The following is a 16,098-nucleotide window of genomic DNA, read 5'->3' on the forward strand; positions in this document are numbered from 1 at the left end:
GGGCCACCACCTGGCGACGACGGGCGGTCGGGTAGCGGTGAGATGTGTTGCCGTGTCAGCGGTGTGGTCGTGGCGGGTAGGCGCTATTGCGGGTGCGTTTGATGGTCTCCTTGGCTTTGATCGTGGCTGCGGCTTCGATCGTTGCGTGTAGCGCGTAAGCGGGGATGATGGTGACGCCGTCACGATCGCCGATGACGGCGTCGCCGGGTTGGACGCTGACTCCTCCAACGGCGATGGGGCATTGCTGGCTATGGGGGCCATTTTTGTGGGGGCCGGCGGGGGTGACGGCTCGTGCGAAAACGGGTACGCCGAGGTGTTCGAGTTCGTCGATGTCGCGGGCGGCGCCGTCAATGACGAATCCGGCGAGGCCGCGTGCTTTGGCTTTGATGGCGATCATTTCTCCGATCAGGGCGCGCGTGGTGTCGCCAAAACCGTTGATGACCAGGACGTCGCCGGGTCTGGTGTGGTGGTCGAGTGCCTCGTGGATGCCCTGGTTATCGCCTGCGGTGGTCCACAGGGTGTAAGCGGTGCCGACGACGCGCGCGGAGTCCCACAGCGGCCTGATGGTGCTGTTGAGGGCGCCGAATCGATTCATCGCGTCGCTGAGCATTGCTGACCCGAACTCGGGGAACCGGGCCAGCAGCGTGGGGTCGCAGGGTGGGGGCGGGTGGTCGGTCATTTGATGGCGACGGCGTTCGCCGGTGAGCCGACGCCCCCGACGAGGTTGAGTGGTTTGACGGTGAGCAGGCATTCGTACACGTGGTCGTTCGCGCAGTCTGCGGCGAGGTCGCTGAGCTTCCAGAGTTCGCCGATGGGCAGGCCGAGGAGCGCGATGAGGTCTTGGTGCATCATGCCGTGGTCGGTGTCGGCGCCGAACGGTGATCCGGGTACTGCGGGCAGGCGTTCGAGGGCGAAGGTGTCTGAGGCGGCAAGCGCGACCTGCCGGTCGGCGAACCAGTCGATAGCGTTGTGCGACTGCGCGATTCCGGTGCACTGTTTTGATGCGCGGATTGCGGTGCGTTGGTCGTCGGTGGCGTCGTGGAGGTACCAGTGTGCCCACCCGGTGTGGATGAGTAGCAGATCGCCGGTGCGCAGTTCGATGTGTTGTGCGGTGAGTGTGTCGTCGAGTTCGGCGATGTCGAGTGGTTCTGCGGCGGCGTGGTCAATGGGGTGTCCGTGTGCGGCGCGGTGACCAGCGAGGTCGATGAGGATCCCGCGGCCGACGATGGGATTTTCGGACCAGTGGTTGACTCCGAGTTCGGGTGTGCCGGCGGCGATGGCCTCGTCTGGGGTGTTGTTGTAAAAGCCGTGTTCGGCGTGCCTGCGGTGCCGGAGGCCATCGAGGTGGCTGGCCGCTTGCGGCCAGAATCGCTCGAGGTAGTCATCGCGGTGGTCTCGGTGGCGGGAGATGAGGTGGTGCTCTGGGGCACTGCGCAGGGCCGCCAGGGAGGGGGTGAACGTGTTGAGGGGGTAGTCGAGTCCGAAGACTGCGCCGCGGCGGACCAGGGTTGCCGCGGTACGCACGTGGTCGCTGCTGGCGTAGTTGGCCATTCCACGGTCAGGGGTGGTGGGGAATGCGCCCCAGGTTGAGCGCGCTGGTGTGTGCGGCATGTCAGTGTCGGTCATCGCTCGGTGGTGTGGTGAGGTGTCGCGGCGCGTGTCCGGTGTAGGTGGGCAGCAGTTGTCGTGGGATGGGGCCTTTGTTGCGTCCTCCTTGCTGGGTTTGTTCCCAGCCGTGTGCGAGGATCCCGACCGATCGGGACAGGACGAACAGTCCCCGGCCCAGGGGCGGGGGGAAGCCGAGTTCGGCGTAGACCACTGCCGTGGCACCGTCGATGTTCATCGGAACCGGGCGGGCGCGGCCGATGGCGAGGGCTTCTTCGAGCGCGAGGGCGGCGTGCAGATGATCCCCGGGCACTGCGCCGTCTTCGCGTGCGGCGGCAACGAGATCAAGCAGGGGGTCGCGGCGAGGGTCGCGGGGGTGAAAGCGGTGCCCGAAGCCGGGCACGTACCGGCGTTCGGATCGGTGGTCGCGTACCACTTGCTCTGCGGTCGTGCGCATGTGCGCGGGTTCGCGGCCGGCCGAGACGATGGTGTCGAGAACGTTCATGCATTGTTCGCCGGCCCCTCCGTGTACGTCGCCGAGCATTCCCACTCCGGTGGCCATGACGTTGTTGAGCCCAACCCCGCACGTGGCAGCCATGCGTGAGGCGGCGATGGACGGCGCCTGCGGGCCGTGGTCGACGGCGGCGACGAGCGCGGCGTTGAGGAGTTGTTCTTGCCACGGCGTTGCTCGCTCACCGCGGATCATGAGCCATACCATCGCGGCGTAACTGGTCGCGGGGATGAGTTCTTGGATTGGGTAGCCGCGAAATCGGATGTGACCCGGGGAGATGTCGCTGATCTCGGTGGCCCACCAGTCGGCCGATTCGTGTGCATTGGTGGTGGCGTCGAGGGGACGTGCGGCGGCGTCGGTGCTCATACTGCTCCTTGGTTGTGCAGTGCGCTGATCTGTTCGTCGTTGAAGCCGAGGCTTGCCAGCAACGCGTCGGTGTCGGCGCCGAGCAGGGGCGGATCGGCGCTGGGCCGCAAGGGTTCGCCGTTGACATGAAATCCCGAGCCCAACACGCGGACGGTGCGGTCAGGCAGTTCCACGTCGTGGATCAGCTCTCGTTGTCGGATCTGCTCGAGGTCGAGTGTTTCCGGGACGGTGAGCACCAGCCCTGCTGGCACGCCGGCGTCGTTGAGGAGTGGTTCCCAGTCCCGCGCCGGTTTGGCGGCCAATGCTGATTCGATTTCGACACGCAGTTCGGTTCGGCGTTCTTTGCGGTCATCGCGGTCGGCGAATCGTGGGTCGTCGATGAGGTCTTCGCGGCCGATGAGCTTGCACAGCATCTCGAACTGTTCCTGCTTGTTGGCCGCGATGTTCAGGTGGCCGTCGCCGGTGTGGAAGGTCGCTGACGGTGCGGCGGTAGGGTTTTCGTTGCCGTTAGCTGTGGGGTGTCGACCGGCCACGAGGTAGTCCGAGACCACCCACCCCAGCGCGGTCAATGAGCTCTCGAGCATGGACACATCTAGGTAGGCACCTTGGTCGGTGCGCGCGCGAGAGGCCAGTGCGGCGCTGACGGCCATGGCCGCGGTGATGCCGCCGACGCTGTCGCAGACCGGAAATCCCACGCGTAGCGGCGCGGTGTCGGGCGTGCCGGTGGCGGCGCTGATACCCGAGAGGCCCTGGATGATCTGGTCGTAGGCCGGGCGGTCGCGCATCGGGCCTGTTTGGCCGAAACCGCTGATCGCGCAGTAGATCAATTGTGGGAATCGTTCGTGCAGTTCGTCCCAGGAGTAGCCGAGGCGTGCCAGGACACCTGGACGGAAGTTCTCGATCAGTACATCAGCGCCCTCGAGGAGGCGATCGAACACCTCCCGCCCGAGCGAATGTTTGAGGTTGACGGTGATCGAGCGCTTGCCGGAGTTCTGCGCGACGAACGACGCGCCGAGCCGGTTGCGGGACAGCTCCGGTTCGGCACCGAGCTGGCGAGCCAAGTCTCCGCCCTGGGGTACTTCGACTTTGATGACATCTGCGCCCAGCAGGCCGAGCTGGTAGCTGGCGTAGGGGCCAGCCAACACATTGGTCAGATCCAGCACGCGAATCCCGTCGAGCAGTGTCATGCAGCACCTCTCAGAAGCGAACCGGGCGCGACTGTGTGGCTGGTGCCACAGCTGGGGTCATTGCCCGGTACGGATCACTCTACCGTGGAACCGTTAGATGGTCCAGTAAAACCATCTGACGGTTCCATCTGGTGTCGGTGTTGAGATTTTGGTTCGCAGGGTCCATAGAATGGGTTGGACTATCGACGGTCCAGTGAGGGAGAAGCTACCGATGAGTGTTGCGGTGGAAGCGGAGAGCAAGGCCTCGTCCTCGGGCGATGCGGGGGTTCGCAGTGTGACGCGGGTCTTCGATTTGCTGGAGTTGTTCGACGCCGCGCACCCGACTCGCACCCTCAAAGAGTTGGTGGAGCACACAGGTCTGCCGAAGACGACAGTGGTGCGTCTGGTTGCCACGATGTGCGCCCGCAGCGTACTGACCGCCCGCAATGACAGCAGCTACAGCCTAGGTCCCGAGCCGCTGCGGTGGGCACGTCTTGCTGGCCGGTTGTGGACACCTCCTGATGAGGTACTCGAGGTGATGCGTGTGCTGAGCGAACAGACTGGTGAGACCGTCAATCTTTATGTCCGCCAGGGATTGTCTCGGATTGTTGTCGCGCAGTGTGAGAGCACCTCGACGGTGCGCAGTGTGATCCCGGTCGGTGCGCCGTACCCGTTGTGGGCTGGTGCCGCAGGCAAAATTCTGTTGGCCGCCGCGCCGGAACTGGTCGACGCTGTTGCTGCGCAATCGCCCCACGGCCCGGACTACGGTGAGGTCTTGCGGGCAGCTGTGGAGGAAGGCCAGGCTCGGGGGTATGTGTTGGTCCATGGCGAACGTGAACTGGGGGCCTCCGGGCTCTCGTGCCCGATCGAGGGACGCGGAACGGTGATGGCGGCGTTGACTCTGGGTGGTCCGACGGGGCGGTTTACCAGCGAGCGGGTGCCGGACTACATTGCACACACCCAGGCCGCTGCGGCACAGATCAGCCACATCGGATTGCCCGGCTTGGACTAGTGAGGCACAGCGGTGCGCGACGCCCGCAGTGGGGCGTCGCGCACGGGTGGGCCGATATTGCGTTTAGCTGCGGGCGTCGAGACGGCGGGCGACTTTTGACAGTGAGATGTTCACCAGCAGGTAGATGAGGCCGATCATCACGTAGATCGGGATGGCGTACTGACCGCCCAGGTATTCCACGGCCACCCGGCCGCTGCGCAGGAGTTCGGTGTAGCCGATGACGAAGCCGAGTGAGGTCTCTTTGACGACGATCACGACTTGGCTGATCAGCGCCGGGAGCATGATGCGTACTGCCTGGGGGAGCAGGATGAGGCGCTGAATCTGCAGCCGCCGCAACCCAATCGCGGCAGCGGCTTCGGTCTGACCTTTGGGTAGTGAGGCGATGCCGGCGCGGAAGATCTCACTCATGACTGCGCTGTTGTAGAGGGAGATACCGATCGTCAGTGCCCAGAAGGTGGGCACGATGATGCCAAACCTCGGTGCGCCGAGGAAAATGAAAAAGATCAGCAGCAGCAGGGGCAGGCCGCGGAAAATTTCGATCCATATCCGGGCGGCACCCCGGAGCAGTCGGTTGTCGGAGATGCGCAGTGTCGCCAGGACCATACCGAACCCGATGGACAACACGATCGAGACCGCCGCGCACAGCAGGGTGTTCTTCAGACCCCACAGCAGACCGCGCATCAGGTCGCGATCGAGCAGCACGCTCCACAGCTCGGGACTGAGCTGGCCGTGGCTGTAGAGCTGATACCCGGCCAGCGCGGCCACGCAGGCCACGATGATGCCGCCCAGGATCGATGCTCGGCGAACCCGCCGCTCACCTTCGGGTCCGAGTGCGTCGTACATGGCGGGCAGCGCCGGGGGTGAGGAGACTGGTGGACTTGGCAGGGTTGCTGTGGTCATCGGGCGACTGCGACTTTCTTCTCGACCCGCGTGGCAAGAGTGCCCGCGGGAATGGTGATGACGAGGTAGAGCACGCTGGTCGCACCCAAAATCCACAACACGTCCTGGGAGTCTTCGGCGACGAGACCTTCGGCGCGGGTGAGCAGTTCGGCGACACCGAACGCCGAAGCAATGGCCGAGCTCTTCGTCAACGCGATAAAGCAGTTGATGAGCGGGGGGATGGTCCCCCGAAATGCCTGCGGCAACACGATGAAGCGCAGCGACGTGCTGAACGTCAAACCGATGGCCCGGCCCGCTTCGAACTGCCCGGCTGGGATGGCGTTGATACCCGAGCGGATGGCCTCACAGAAGAACGCTGCATAGTAAATCGACAGAGCAGCGACCGCCGCCCAGAAGAACGGAATCTTGATTCCCAACTGGGGGAACCCGAACAAGGTCATAAAGTAGACCAACGCTGTGGGCACGTTGCGGAAGACGTCGACATATCCAGAGGCCACCCGCTGCAACACCGGGACCGGTGAGACCCGGAACCCGGCCAGGATCGTGCCACCGGCCAGAGCTAGCGCCGTGGACACGGCAATGAGCAGCAAAGTCATCCCAAAGCCCTCCACGAGGGCATCGAGGTTCTCGATCACGGTGTTCATGGCGTGTCCTGAGCAGAAGTAGGGAAAGGGTCAAAAGAATTGGCTGGTGCGGCCGATGACCGTTGCCGCTGAGGTGTCATCGGCACGTGTCGAGTTCGGGTAGCTCGGGTTGTTGTTCGGTGTAGCGACCCAGGCTCATGTCCCAGGACTGCCCAGCGGAACCGTCGGTATAGAAATCGGTGATGGCGGTGTTGAGGAACTCACAGAAGGCCACATCACCTTTCGCGATGCCCACGCCCCATCGCTCGTCAGTGAACGGGCGGTTGATCAGTTCCAAGTCATTGAGGTCTTTGCTGACGTATCCGGCCCCGATCGGCCCCTGCGTGGCCAGGGCATCGACCGACCCGTTTTTCAGGGCGTCGATGCATTTGGACGACACGTCGAACTCGACGAGGTTGGTGTCGGGGTATTGCTTGTGCAGTGATGCCGTCACAGCCCCGCCGAGTGTGGAGCACACCTTCACACCCCGTGGGGTCACCGGGTCGGTAATGTTCTTCGGGTTCCCCTTGGCGGTCACCAAATCGTTGTTGATGTTGAGATATGGTCCACCGAAACTGATGACCGTCCGGCGTTTGTCGGTCATCGACATCGTCGCCACCACCACGTCGACTTTGTCCTGCTGCAGCAATTGTTCACGACTGGCCGAGTTGGCTTCGATCCACTCGATGCGGTCGGCGGGTACGCCGAGATGCCCGGCGATGTAGCGCACCAGATCGATCTCGAAACCTTCCTGGATGCCGCGGAGGTTGCGTGCGGAGAGGCCCGGGTGGTCAAACCGGGTCCCGACCCGCAGCACTCGGTCGTCGGCGATGCGCGCCATCGTGGTCCCGGGCTCGAACTGCGGCGCTTGGGCGACGGCAGGGGTCAGGCCGGTGGTTTCGGTCGACTCGGTGCCGAAGACGGCCACCGCCGCGATACCGAGCACCGCCACGATGGGCACGATCGCTGATCGGGAAAGCTTCATCGGATCACTCTTCTCATGTCGTCGATTAGCCGATCAGTGCAGCACCTTGGACAGAAAGTCCTTGGCGCGCTCGGTAGTTGGGGAGGCGAAGAACTCCGCGGGTTGAGCCTGCTCCACGATTCGTCCGGCATCCATGAAGATCACCCGATCGGCAGCAGATCGGGCAAAACCCATCTCGTGGGTAACCACCACCATCGTCATACCCGACTTGGCGAGCTCCTTCATGACCTCGAGAACCTCAGTGACCATCTCCGGATCGAGCGCCGATGTCGGCTCGTCAAACAACATCACCTTCGGCTTCATAGCTAACGCCCGAGCGATAGCCGCTCGCTGCTGCTGACCGCCCGACAACTGCGCCGGCATCTTCTCGGCCTGATTGCCCACCCCGACACGATCGAGCAACGTGCGGGCAGCGGCCTCAGCATCCTTCTTCTTGACCCCGAGCACCTTCGTCGGCCCCAACATCACATTCTGCAGAATCGTCATGTGCGAGAACAGGTTGAACGACTGAAACACCATGCCTACCTCCGCCCGCAACCTGGCCAGCGCCTTGCCTTCCCTGGGCAGTTCCACTCCGTCGATGGTGATACGACCAGACTCGATCGGCTCGAGCCGGTTGATCGTCCGGCACAACGTCGACTTGCCCGACCCGGACGGGCCGATCACCACCAACACCTCACCCTGGTGCAGATTCAGATCTACATCGGTCAGCACGTGGTGCGCACCGAAGTATTTGTTGACGTTGTCCATCGCCACCAGCACCGGCGTCTGCGCTGCTGCAGCAGAGTCAGAACCCTGCGGGTCTGCGGGCCGATCAACGGTCGAGTGCATAGACAAGCTCCTTCATTCTGCGACCTGTGAGCGTTCGCTTAGATCGCACGGAGAGTGATCCAGGTCATGTTTACGAATATGGTCACGCTAGCACAAGACCATCAGGTGGTCTAGAGAAACTATCTAGCGGATCAGTGGGCGCGCTGCGGCGTGCGCGTACGCGGGGGCACCAACAAGGACTGTCTCCAGGCCTAGGCCCAGGCCGTCGTCAAGCTCGCCGAATGACCAGTGCTCCACTGACGCGACAGCGCTGAACCGTCGTACTGGTTCGGTGGCTGTCGTCGCCAAGGGGCTACTGCGCGCGCCAGCGAGCTCGGACGACAGCCCTGGGACGCAGTCGCGCCGCCGCTCATCGGTAGAACCCTGTGGACTGTCGCTGATGAAGGTCGGCGATGCGGCTGCGTGAGACCGATGTGATGGTCGCAACGGGAGTCGCTAGCTGGATGGGCTACGGGGTAGAGCTCCCGGGGGAGGCCGGCGACCCGCCCGGTGCGAAGTCCGAACCATCGACCCACGGGGTGTACGCATGAGAGGCACCGACGAAGACGGCGACTGGACACACTGAAGCGAACCACCGGGCGTGATGACGAAGTGTGGACCAGCATCGTGACGGTATGAATCGCCGGAATACTCGCGATCTTGTTCGTGCTGCTGTGGGTGGCAGTCAGCTTAGCCGCTGCCCGGCTCCACCCGTTATGTCAAGGGTGCCGAATTATGTTCGAGATCAGCCTTTTTCAACAAAGAAGAACGGGCTGGATGCCCGGCCTCGCCGTCCGGTCGTGTCCGTCGCTGCACTGTCCGCCCGGTAAGCCCGGCGGCAGAGTCATGCGATCATGGGTGCCTATGCGTGCCGCGCGACATCCACCGTAGGCACACGGTGAAGGATGTCAGATAGTTCGCAATCATGTTGCGAAGCAGTCCATTTCGTACGCTGATAAAACAGGTTACGCACCATCAAGGCTCTGGCGTTGATGGGTGCGTATGGTGCTTTCGGTGGCGGTCTTCCGCGAGCCATTGAGGCTGTCAGAGCGACAGCAGCGTCCTGGTGTGTGTCGGGGCACCGCGTGCCGGCCAGCATCTCAGGGTGATCTGGACTTTCCCATACTTCTTCAGACCTGTCGATTAGTTGGGTTGTTGGCGATCCTAGCGGGCTATCGAACTTCGTCCTTGGCGGAGGACATAACGCAGGAGCATCGTCACCCGACGGGGATCCATTGGGGCATATAAGGCACTGTCCATACGGCAGAAATGTGGTAACAATCTTGGATGGGTGGTCCGAGAGGCCTGAACGGGCGGGTGTGGACCGGTCTGACCTGGGTAAACCGGTTCGTTCTGGTGTCGCTTCTATCTGAAAATCGGAAGGTCATCGCGAGGTTCGGAGAACCTGAGCTGACTCACGGCAACTGCGACCCGTGGTCGAACCACCAAACATCTGCGCTAATCAGATTTAGCGCAGGAGCCGGGCGCGCCACCTGCCTCAACAGCCCTGGTGTGGTTCTTGATGCGGTGATGGGTCCTGGCGAAGATGGTCATGACGATCGAGCACCGAGTCTGGTATGGCGACGACGTGCGGTAGACATTGTCCGGCTTACGAATTCGGTCTCGACTAAATCGACGTTGTGGGTGCGAAATATGTGGTGGCGCAATAAATGCAGGCAGTCGGTGAACTCGCGGTTGTTGTAGCGGACAGCTATGGTCCGGAATCGATTGAGAGTTCCCTGTGCTCATGGAGGCTCGACGGAACGTGTGCCCTCATACGGGTGGAGTGGTCGCGGTGGGTGACTGCTCCAGCGGGAACGCACGTCGGACATACAAGAAACGAGTGAGTGTGCCGACGCTCGGCGAACTGTCCGAGCCGTCGAGTCTGTGGCGTGATGTCAAAACGTGCACGGGTTCGACTACATGACAACGTGGGTCTCTTCGGACACGTTCCCCCATTTCACCGCTCAATTGCTCGACGGCAACTCCTGCTCGAGCTGATGCGGGCTCACGGATACGTACCCATCGGCGGCCCACGTCAGGTCCAAGCAGTGGCAGCAGACGATCTCGTGGCGGGGCGCCTGCATGTTTCCGCCGGCGATCCGCTGCTGTTGCTTGAAGGCGTCACAAGGGATGAATCCGGCCGCGGACTCGAATGGTTCAGGGTGTGGCACCGACAGAATACGGTCTTCGACGTCGATGCGTCAGTGACTGGCGGCCCAGACGCCTCGGCGACCGATCTCCACACGGCGAGGTCACTCGTCGCGGAGTTGCAAGACACCCTGTCGGAACTGCGCCGTGAACTGGAACCGATCCCGATCGAACCGCAGGGAACCCGGCGTGAACTCGCGGTCCGTGACCGATCGGACTACATTGCGCTGCAATAGTCGATAGGGCCCACGGCGCTCAGGCGGAGCTTCGAGTCGGCGCTGACTTGCTTCGCCCATCGCTTACCCACCAGTTTGGGTTGAGTTCCCACAGACGGACTTGATAGCCCTGGACACCCGAACTGAACGACTGCCGCTCAGCGGTACAAACGTGGACGACTGTGGACGGGTGCAACGTGCGAGTCGAGATCAAGATGTTCGGGGTCCGAATGCATTCGAGCGCAACAGAATACCGCCCCTCATTTTCGGATGTGACTTCACTCGAGGATACGGTCGACGGCGTCGACGCCGAGGGTGACGAGTGTCGCCACCAGCTCGATGCGGTCGAGCGTCACGTCGCCGCGCAACCAGAGTGCGACCCCCTCGGTGGTGCCTCCGACCAGCACCCGGGCGATGAGTTGAGCCCGTGGATCGTCGGCTCGGTCGGCGGCGAGCAGGGTCAGCAGTTGGGTGACGAAACGGGCCACCGCGTCATCTCTCGCCGCGCGCAACCCGCGGTTTCCGGGTGCCTCGAGATATAGGCGTGCGACGCGTGGATCGTCGAACGCGGTGAGGATCTCCTGTACGGCGACTTCGATGATTCGGGCTCTGGACACGTCGCGGTCGAGTTCGGCCGATGCTGCGACGATGCGATCGGCCGCCTGTGCGAGAACGTCGGTCAGTGTCTCCTCGGTGAGGTCATCGAGGCTGGAGAAGCTCAGGTACAGATGCTTTTTGGAGACCGATGCGCGTTCGCAGATCGCTCCGACGCTCAGCGATTCGATGCCGCTCTCGTCAACGAGGTCGAGGACCGCTTCGATCAGCCGACGTCGGCGCGATAGTCGGCGTTCTGTAGCGCTCTGCCCACCGTAGGGCCGCCCGGCGGGCTCGGAGGTCGGCGTCACCTGCTCATAGTGCCAGTGCCAAGCACTCTGCTGTCTCACGCCGGTCCGAACGTTGACGAAGCACTGTGCTCGATCTAACGTAATGCGAAACCGAAACGATACGGTTTCAGAATGGGGTTTCGATGCTGTGCTGCGCAATGTTGGTGCTGTTTATGGTCGGTCTGCGCAAAGTCTTTGTTGGGCTCGCCTGGTGGGCGGGGCGAGAGTTCTCGTCGGTGACAGCGATGCCGCCGGGCGCACGGCGCGTTGTTACAACGGAGCTGCCGTCGTCTGCGGTGCTCGGGCGATGAGCTCAACGCCACTGGGGCGGCTGGGTCGTCGGGTTGCAGTTCCGCTGTTGCCGACGTCGCGCCCGGTGTTGTCGCCGGTGACAAGGGGCAAGTTCGGCCGTGTCGCAGGCGTGTACGCCGTGCTTTGGTCCGTTGCCCTGCTGGGCGCCGCCAGCGGTAACGCCGTGGCAGGCGTCGCAGCGACGGGTTTGCTGCTTCCCGGCGGTGGGCATCTGGCATCAGGTCATATCGCGCACGCAGCATTGGCATTGGCTGCATTCGGACTCGCCGTCTTGATCTGGTGGATGATCGGTGCCGTCATTGCCCCGATCATCGTATGGCTGGGGTTTCTGATCGAAGCGGTTGTGACGCATTCCCATTCGCATCTGTCGATCGCCTGGACCGCGATCACCGCCGGCGTGATTCCATGCGTTGCGACGGTCTCATTCGCTGTGCACGCCCTGCGTCATCGCCATCAACTGTTGGTCGCGCGCCGAGTGAACACCGAACTCGCAGGTGTCACCTTCTTTCAGACGTCAGTACCGTCGTCTCCTGAACCGTCAGTCGATGAGGCCTCGGCGGATGACCTCGCGCATCTTCGGTTTGCGCTCGACCTTGCGTTGCAACCATTGGCGGAGTTCGCAGGCTTCGACCGCCGCGATCAGTTCCGTGAGGCTGCTCTTCGTTACCAACTCTGCGTCCTGGGTTACGCGTTGTCGATGTACCGATACACCCGAACGCCTTCGTTCTCCGGGTACCTGGCCGAAGCGCAAGAGCAGTCGATTCTCAAAATGGGGGACAAGCGCGTATGGGGCTACTGGGCGCTCGAAAATGCCTGGGGCCGAATGTCTTTTGGCAGAGACCCAGTTAACAACCACGACAATGTGATGCTGACCGGATGGCAAGGGGCCGCAGTCGGAATGTACGAGAGCTTCGGCGACAGTAGGTTTTCCCGGCCGGGAGGGCTGACCTATACCTGGTCTGATCAACAACGGTATCGGCACGATTTTCACGACCTCGCAGAGTCGATTCACCGCAACATGCGTCGGTCTCCCTACACGCTGTTCTCCTGCGAACCGCGCTGGATCTATCCCGTCTGCAACACCTTTGGTATCAACACCCTCATCGCTCATGACCGACTACACGGCACCGGTTTTCATGCCGACCTCGACGACGCAATCGCGCGGGCGTACGAAAGCGAGTTCACGCGCCCCGACGGCAAACTCATCGGTGTTCGCAACGAGACCCTGGGTCTGTCGTGGAACATCTGGGCCAGCGACGGTGTCAGCCTCCCCACGATCTACTGGATGAACGCGTTTCTTCCCGATCAGGCACAACGATCGTGGTGGTTGACGAAACGTGACTCGTTGGAGTTCGACGGGGATCATTTCCGGCTCCCGCGGACGGCGGCCAACCGTTGCGATGTCGGCAACTACTCATTCGGTAGTGACTCTTTCGCCCAGACCTTTCTCTCGTTGACTGCTCGTGAGATGGGAGATGTTGATATCGCAGACAAGGCATTCGCGTACGTCGACGCAAGAGAACACGTCGAACGTGTCGCCGGGGTCGCACGGTACGACAGAATGTCCACGCAGGGCAACCTGTACTCGCTGCTCGCACGGTTTTCGCGGCCAGCGGCCAATCGTGACCTGATCTGCGCGGGCTTACCCACTCATTGGCTCTCGGGCCCTCGTCTCGCCGAGGCCGCCTATCCGGATGTTCTTGTGGCACGGGCCGTCACCGATGGCAGGGCACTGGATCTGGTTCTCTACCCCGGTGACGGTGGGGTACGCGCGACCTTGGTCGTCGATCAGCTCCGGCCGCACAGCCGGTACGCGGCGCTGGGAACGCTCGATGCGACGGTCGAAGCAGACAGCAACGGCCGGGCACGCATAGATCTCGACATCGAAGGACGCACCGCCGTCCGATTGGAGCCCACCTCATGAAACTACGTCCCGGTCACCTCGTCTCTCGACGGATCAACATGTTGGATCCGGTCACAGATGCCGATGAAATCGCTCGGCTGTCTCTGGTCACTTTGCACGGCAATCCATCTCTGACCTACGCCCTGTTCACCGTCGCGTTCATGAAACAGGTGGCGGTGCCGGCTATGGCCCGAATCCTGTACCGCCGCGGAGGCGGGGACATCATGCGGTTCCCAGTCCAACGCAACGACGACACTCTGCTGTTTTTCGGGCAACTGCTCGATCACGGAGCGACGTCGCCGACCGGACGTGCATGGGTCGCGCGACTGAACCAGATCCACGCGCATTTCCCGATCCGCAACGACGACTCGCTGTACACGCTCTCAACTCTTGCTCTCGACCCACATCAGATCACCGCCGGTCTCGGGCATTCACCCTTCACGCCCCTAGAACTGGAAGGGCAGTGGCGCTTCTGGCGTTCGGTGGCTGAGCTGCAGGGTCTCAAGGATGTGCCCGAGACACGCGACGCCCTTCACGAGTGGGCACGGTCCTATGAACAGCGCGAGTACGCAGCGACCAGCGATGGTCGCGCCGTGGCCCGCGCGCTGATCGACGCGTTCGCAGAGCAAGTCCTACCCAGACACCTGCAGCCCTACGCGGCCCAGATCATCTCCGCGTTGTGCCCATCTGATCTTCGGCAAGTTCACGACCTACCGCACCCCTCGTGGCTGCTCCGGTGCGCAACCAGATTGGCAGTTGCTGCTTACGCTCGGTCCACGCCGCTGCGCCTGGTCGACCTCGACCGGTCCATGGTCAACACATTCGGAGTCCGAAAGTACGGCGAGCGAGTGCCGTCCCAAGTTGGCTACCGACGGTCGCAGCACGAAGATCAGCCCCAGTGACTAGCGAAAGGTCACCAGACATCCCGGCACTGGTCTGCACTCGCCAGGCGGCCTCAGTTGACTGGAGGGGACTGTATTCAACCAGGTGCTGCATGTCGGGCAAGACCAACCACACACTCCGGTGTGAGGTTTTGCAGTAGCTGGTGCCTCACTGAGGTGGCTTGGCCAGCCGCGACGCTCGGAAAGGATCGGTGCAAACGATCACCCGTTCGCACGCGGATCAACAGTCCTTCCCGATGGCAGCTATGACCTGTACTGGGGGTGCACCACCGTTCCGAATGTCGACGGAGTCGAGCAGTGGGGCACCCTGGAACCCACCGGTGCGGTGTCTACAGCCGACACCACGCGGCTGGTGTTGCCTGGCCCGACACCCAGTACCCCGATACCCGTCGCGACCGTACCGTCGACCGCGTTTTTGCTACGACGCAAACTGCCTTCCGCCCGAGGTGGCAGACATTGTCGACGATCTGTGGAACGAGTACACCTCACCATGACGGTCCTCAGCGGCCTCGCCACGAGACGAGCACCAGCTGAGCTGTCGCCACGCGGGCTGTGTGCTGTACCGCCGGAACGTATCTCACCGCTCTACCGGTCGGAGCAACACTTGTTGCATCGCGCTCGCTCTGATCAGGGTGTGTGGATGAACGTCAGTCGGATCGCGCGGCGATCACGCCGACAAACCCGCACATCCCTCGATGCTGTGGGCGCCTCGATTCTCGCTGCCCATGCGAACAGTTTGCCGCTCGATGAGGAAACTATTTCGACTTCGTGCCTGTCAGCCGAAGATCGCGGTCAGGGCCGGAGCTACGTCGTGGTGATCGCGGATCACGCGGCATCGTCCGCGGCCGACGACTGCCAGGTCCCGGCCGAGGTCCAGATCGTGTTCGCCTGAGGTGTCGAGCAGCACGTCCAGACGTGGCAATCGTGCCGCGACACCCCGGGGGTCTGGTCCGGCGTTGTGCACGCAGTCGCTCAGTAGCAACACCCTCGCATCGGCGGGTGGTACGCCGGTCACCTCGCTCGCCGCGACCTCCAACGCGAACGCGACGTTGGTCAGGCCCTGCGTCGGCAGGGTCAGCAGCTGATCCAGCACGGTCTCGGAACTGACTCGTTCTCCGAACCCCACCAGTAGTGCTGCATCCGACCAAAACGCAACGACTGCAACGTCATCGCGCGCCAGTTCGCCGACCATCGCGCCGACGGTGGCCGCCGCGGTCCGCACCTGTTCACCTTTGGTCGAGCCGGAGATGTCGACGACGAGGACGATGGATCGGCGGTTGCGGACTCGCTCTCGCACCAGGATGTCGTCGTCGGTCGGCAGCGGGTTGCCCGCGATCGCTTCGAGGGTCGCGTCGAGATCGAGTTCGTCGGTTCCACCGCGCCAGCGCATGGTCGTCAGTGTTCCTGCACTGGCGCGCCGCGCGCGACGTTGCCGCATCGGTTGCGTGAGCGCGAGTCTGCGCGCGATTTGCCGCGCGCGCCGGCGCCCGGCCTCGTCGACGACGAGGGCGCCGTCCGCAGCCGTCAGGTCACCGTCATCGTCCGTTTCGCCCGGCGCCGACGTCCCCGGCAGTTGCACCGGCTTACCCGAGGGGCCTTCTTTTGGGATCAGCGCGAATCCGCCACGCCCATCGGCGGCAGGCTTGAGCAGTGCAGGTTCTTCATCGAGTTGCTTTGGTTTGCGCCGCAACGGTTTCAAACGAGCGCGGTCGTGGCCGGCACCCTTGCCCGGCCTCGACACAGGACTGTCCGC

14 protein-coding genes are annotated in these 16,098 nt (G+C 63.0%); 4 read left to right on the forward strand and 10 right to left on the reverse strand.

Annotated features, from left to right (window positions below; genetic code table 11):
- Window positions 1-55 precede the first annotated feature (55 nt).
- Genes ACVWY6_RS18455 through ACVWY6_RS18470 form a run of 4 tightly spaced genes read right to left on the reverse strand, consistent with a single transcriptional unit; the run spans window position 56 to window position 3,669 of the window.
- Window positions 56-679 (reverse strand): RraA family protein, encoded by a 624-nt coding sequence (locus ACVWY6_RS18455; protein ID WP_457539993.1) that lies wholly within the window; start codon window positions 677-679, stop codon window positions 56-58.
- On the reverse strand, window positions 676-1,626 hold the full coding sequence (locus ACVWY6_RS18460; protein WP_457539995.1) for a cyclase family protein: 951 nt from the start codon (window positions 1,624-1,626) through the stop codon (window positions 676-678). The genes ACVWY6_RS18455 and ACVWY6_RS18460 overlap by 4 nt, the downstream gene beginning before the upstream one ends.
- Window positions 1,613-2,482: a citryl-CoA lyase gene (locus ACVWY6_RS18465; protein WP_457539997.1), complete on the reverse strand. Its 870-nt coding sequence runs from the start codon at window positions 2,480-2,482 to the stop codon at window positions 1,613-1,615. The genes ACVWY6_RS18460 and ACVWY6_RS18465 overlap by 14 nt, the downstream gene beginning before the upstream one ends.
- Window positions 2,479-3,669, reverse strand: a complete 1,191-nt coding sequence (locus ACVWY6_RS18470; RefSeq protein ID WP_457539999.1) for a CaiB/BaiF CoA transferase family protein — start codon at window positions 3,667-3,669, stop codon at window positions 2,479-2,481. Before ACVWY6_RS18470 ends, ACVWY6_RS18465 begins: the two co-directional genes overlap by 4 nt.
- A 211-nt stretch (window positions 3,670-3,880) precedes the next feature.
- Between ACVWY6_RS18470 and ACVWY6_RS18475 the strand changes: the two genes are divergently transcribed.
- Window positions 3,881-4,660 (forward strand): IclR family transcriptional regulator, encoded by a 780-nt coding sequence (locus ACVWY6_RS18475; RefSeq protein WP_457540001.1) that lies wholly within the window; start codon window positions 3,881-3,883, stop codon window positions 4,658-4,660.
- 63 nt (window positions 4,661-4,723) lie between these two features.
- Here the strand turns inward: ACVWY6_RS18475 and ACVWY6_RS18480 are convergent, their stop codons facing one another.
- The 4 genes from ACVWY6_RS18480 to ACVWY6_RS18495 all read right to left on the reverse strand — a co-directional run bounded on the left by ACVWY6_RS18480 (window position 4,724) and on the right by ACVWY6_RS18495 (window position 7,918).
- Window positions 4,724-5,560 carry an amino acid ABC transporter permease gene (locus ACVWY6_RS18480; RefSeq protein ID WP_457540003.1) on the reverse strand — a complete coding sequence of 279 codons (837 nt, stop codon included), beginning with the start codon at window positions 5,558-5,560 and terminating at the stop codon, window positions 4,724-4,726.
- Complete coding sequence (locus tag ACVWY6_RS18485; RefSeq protein ID WP_457540005.1) at window positions 5,557-6,204, reverse strand: amino acid ABC transporter permease; 648 nt, start codon at window positions 6,202-6,204, stop codon at window positions 5,557-5,559. Before ACVWY6_RS18485 ends, ACVWY6_RS18480 begins: the two co-directional genes overlap by 4 nt.
- A gap of 76 nt (window positions 6,205-6,280) precedes the next feature.
- The gene (locus ACVWY6_RS18490) at window positions 6,281-7,168 is read right to left on the reverse strand and encodes a glutamate ABC transporter substrate-binding protein (RefSeq protein WP_457540007.1); all 888 of its coding nucleotides are present in this window, start codon (window positions 7,166-7,168) and stop codon (window positions 6,281-6,283) included.
- A 33-nt stretch (window positions 7,169-7,201) separates the two neighbouring features.
- Window positions 7,202-7,918 (reverse strand): amino acid ABC transporter ATP-binding protein, encoded by a 717-nt coding sequence (locus ACVWY6_RS18495; RefSeq protein ID WP_457540215.1) that lies wholly within the window; start codon window positions 7,916-7,918, stop codon window positions 7,202-7,204.
- 1,955 nt (window positions 7,919-9,873) lie between these two features.
- Between ACVWY6_RS18495 and ACVWY6_RS18500 the strand changes: the two genes are divergently transcribed.
- A complete protein-coding gene (locus ACVWY6_RS18500; protein WP_457540009.1) occupies window positions 9,874-10,365 on the forward strand; it encodes a UTRA domain-containing protein in 492 nt (163 codons plus the stop codon).
- A gap of 257 nt (window positions 10,366-10,622) precedes the next feature.
- Here ACVWY6_RS18500 and ACVWY6_RS18505 read toward each other — a convergent pair whose 3' ends face one another.
- Window positions 10,623-11,249, reverse strand: coding sequence for a TetR family transcriptional regulator (locus tag ACVWY6_RS18505; RefSeq protein ID WP_457540011.1), 627 nt, complete (start codon window positions 11,247-11,249; stop codon window positions 10,623-10,625).
- Between the two features lie 286 nt (window positions 11,250-11,535).
- On the opposite strand from ACVWY6_RS18505, the gene ACVWY6_RS18510 reads away from it, so the two are divergent.
- Together ACVWY6_RS18510 and ACVWY6_RS18515 are read left to right on the forward strand one after the other, a co-directional pair.
- A complete protein-coding gene (locus ACVWY6_RS18510) occupies window positions 11,536-13,464 on the forward strand; it encodes a linalool dehydratase/isomerase domain-containing protein (protein WP_457540013.1) in 1,929 nt (642 codons plus the stop codon).
- On the forward strand, window positions 13,461-14,345 hold the full coding sequence (locus ACVWY6_RS18515; protein ID WP_457540015.1) for an oxygenase MpaB family protein: 885 nt from the start codon (window positions 13,461-13,463) through the stop codon (window positions 14,343-14,345). The genes ACVWY6_RS18510 and ACVWY6_RS18515 overlap by 4 nt, the downstream gene beginning before the upstream one ends.
- A 775-nt stretch (window positions 14,346-15,120) precedes the next feature.
- On the opposite strand, the gene ACVWY6_RS18520 is transcribed toward ACVWY6_RS18515, so the two are convergent.
- A complete protein-coding gene (locus ACVWY6_RS18520) occupies window positions 15,121-16,035 on the reverse strand; it encodes a vWA domain-containing protein (RefSeq protein ID WP_457540017.1) in 915 nt (304 codons plus the stop codon).
- Between the last annotated feature and the right edge of the window lie 63 nt (window positions 16,036-16,098).

The organism is Williamsia sp. R60, assembly GCF_054063855.1.

Coding starts and splice junctions, on each gene's coding strand:
- ACVWY6_RS18455 (WP_457539993.1), bottom strand. CDS start 679: ATGACCGACCACCCGCCCCCACCCTGCGACCCCACGCTGCTGGCCCGG.
- ACVWY6_RS18470 (WP_457539999.1), bottom strand. CDS start 3,669: ATGACACTGCTCGACGGGATTCGCGTGCTGGATCTGACCAATGTGTTG.
- ACVWY6_RS18475 (WP_457540001.1), top strand. CDS start 3,881: ATGAGTGTTGCGGTGGAAGCGGAGAGCAAGGCCTCGTCCTCGGGCGAT.
- ACVWY6_RS18465 (WP_457539997.1), bottom strand. CDS start 2,482: ATGAGCACCGACGCCGCCGCACGTCCCCTCGACGCCACCACCAATGCA.
- ACVWY6_RS18495 (WP_457540215.1), bottom strand. CDS start 7,918: ATGGACAACGTCAACAAATACTTCGGTGCGCACCACGTGCTGACCGAT.
- ACVWY6_RS18485 (WP_457540005.1), bottom strand. CDS start 6,204: ATGAACACCGTGATCGAGAACCTCGATGCCCTCGTGGAGGGCTTTGGG.
- ACVWY6_RS18480 (WP_457540003.1), bottom strand. CDS start 5,560: ATGACCACAGCAACCCTGCCAAGTCCACCAGTCTCCTCACCCCCGGCG.
- ACVWY6_RS18510 (WP_457540013.1), top strand. CDS start 11,536: ATGAGCTCAACGCCACTGGGGCGGCTGGGTCGTCGGGTTGCAGTTCCG.
- ACVWY6_RS18515 (WP_457540015.1), top strand. CDS start 13,461: ATGAAACTACGTCCCGGTCACCTCGTCTCTCGACGGATCAACATGTTG.
- ACVWY6_RS18490 (WP_457540007.1), bottom strand. CDS start 7,168: ATGAAGCTTTCCCGATCAGCGATCGTGCCCATCGTGGCGGTGCTCGGT.
- ACVWY6_RS18500 (WP_457540009.1), top strand. CDS start 9,874: ATGTCAAAACGTGCACGGGTTCGACTACATGACAACGTGGGTCTCTTC.
- ACVWY6_RS18460 (WP_457539995.1), bottom strand. CDS start 1,626: ATGACCGACACTGACATGCCGCACACACCAGCGCGCTCAACCTGGGGC.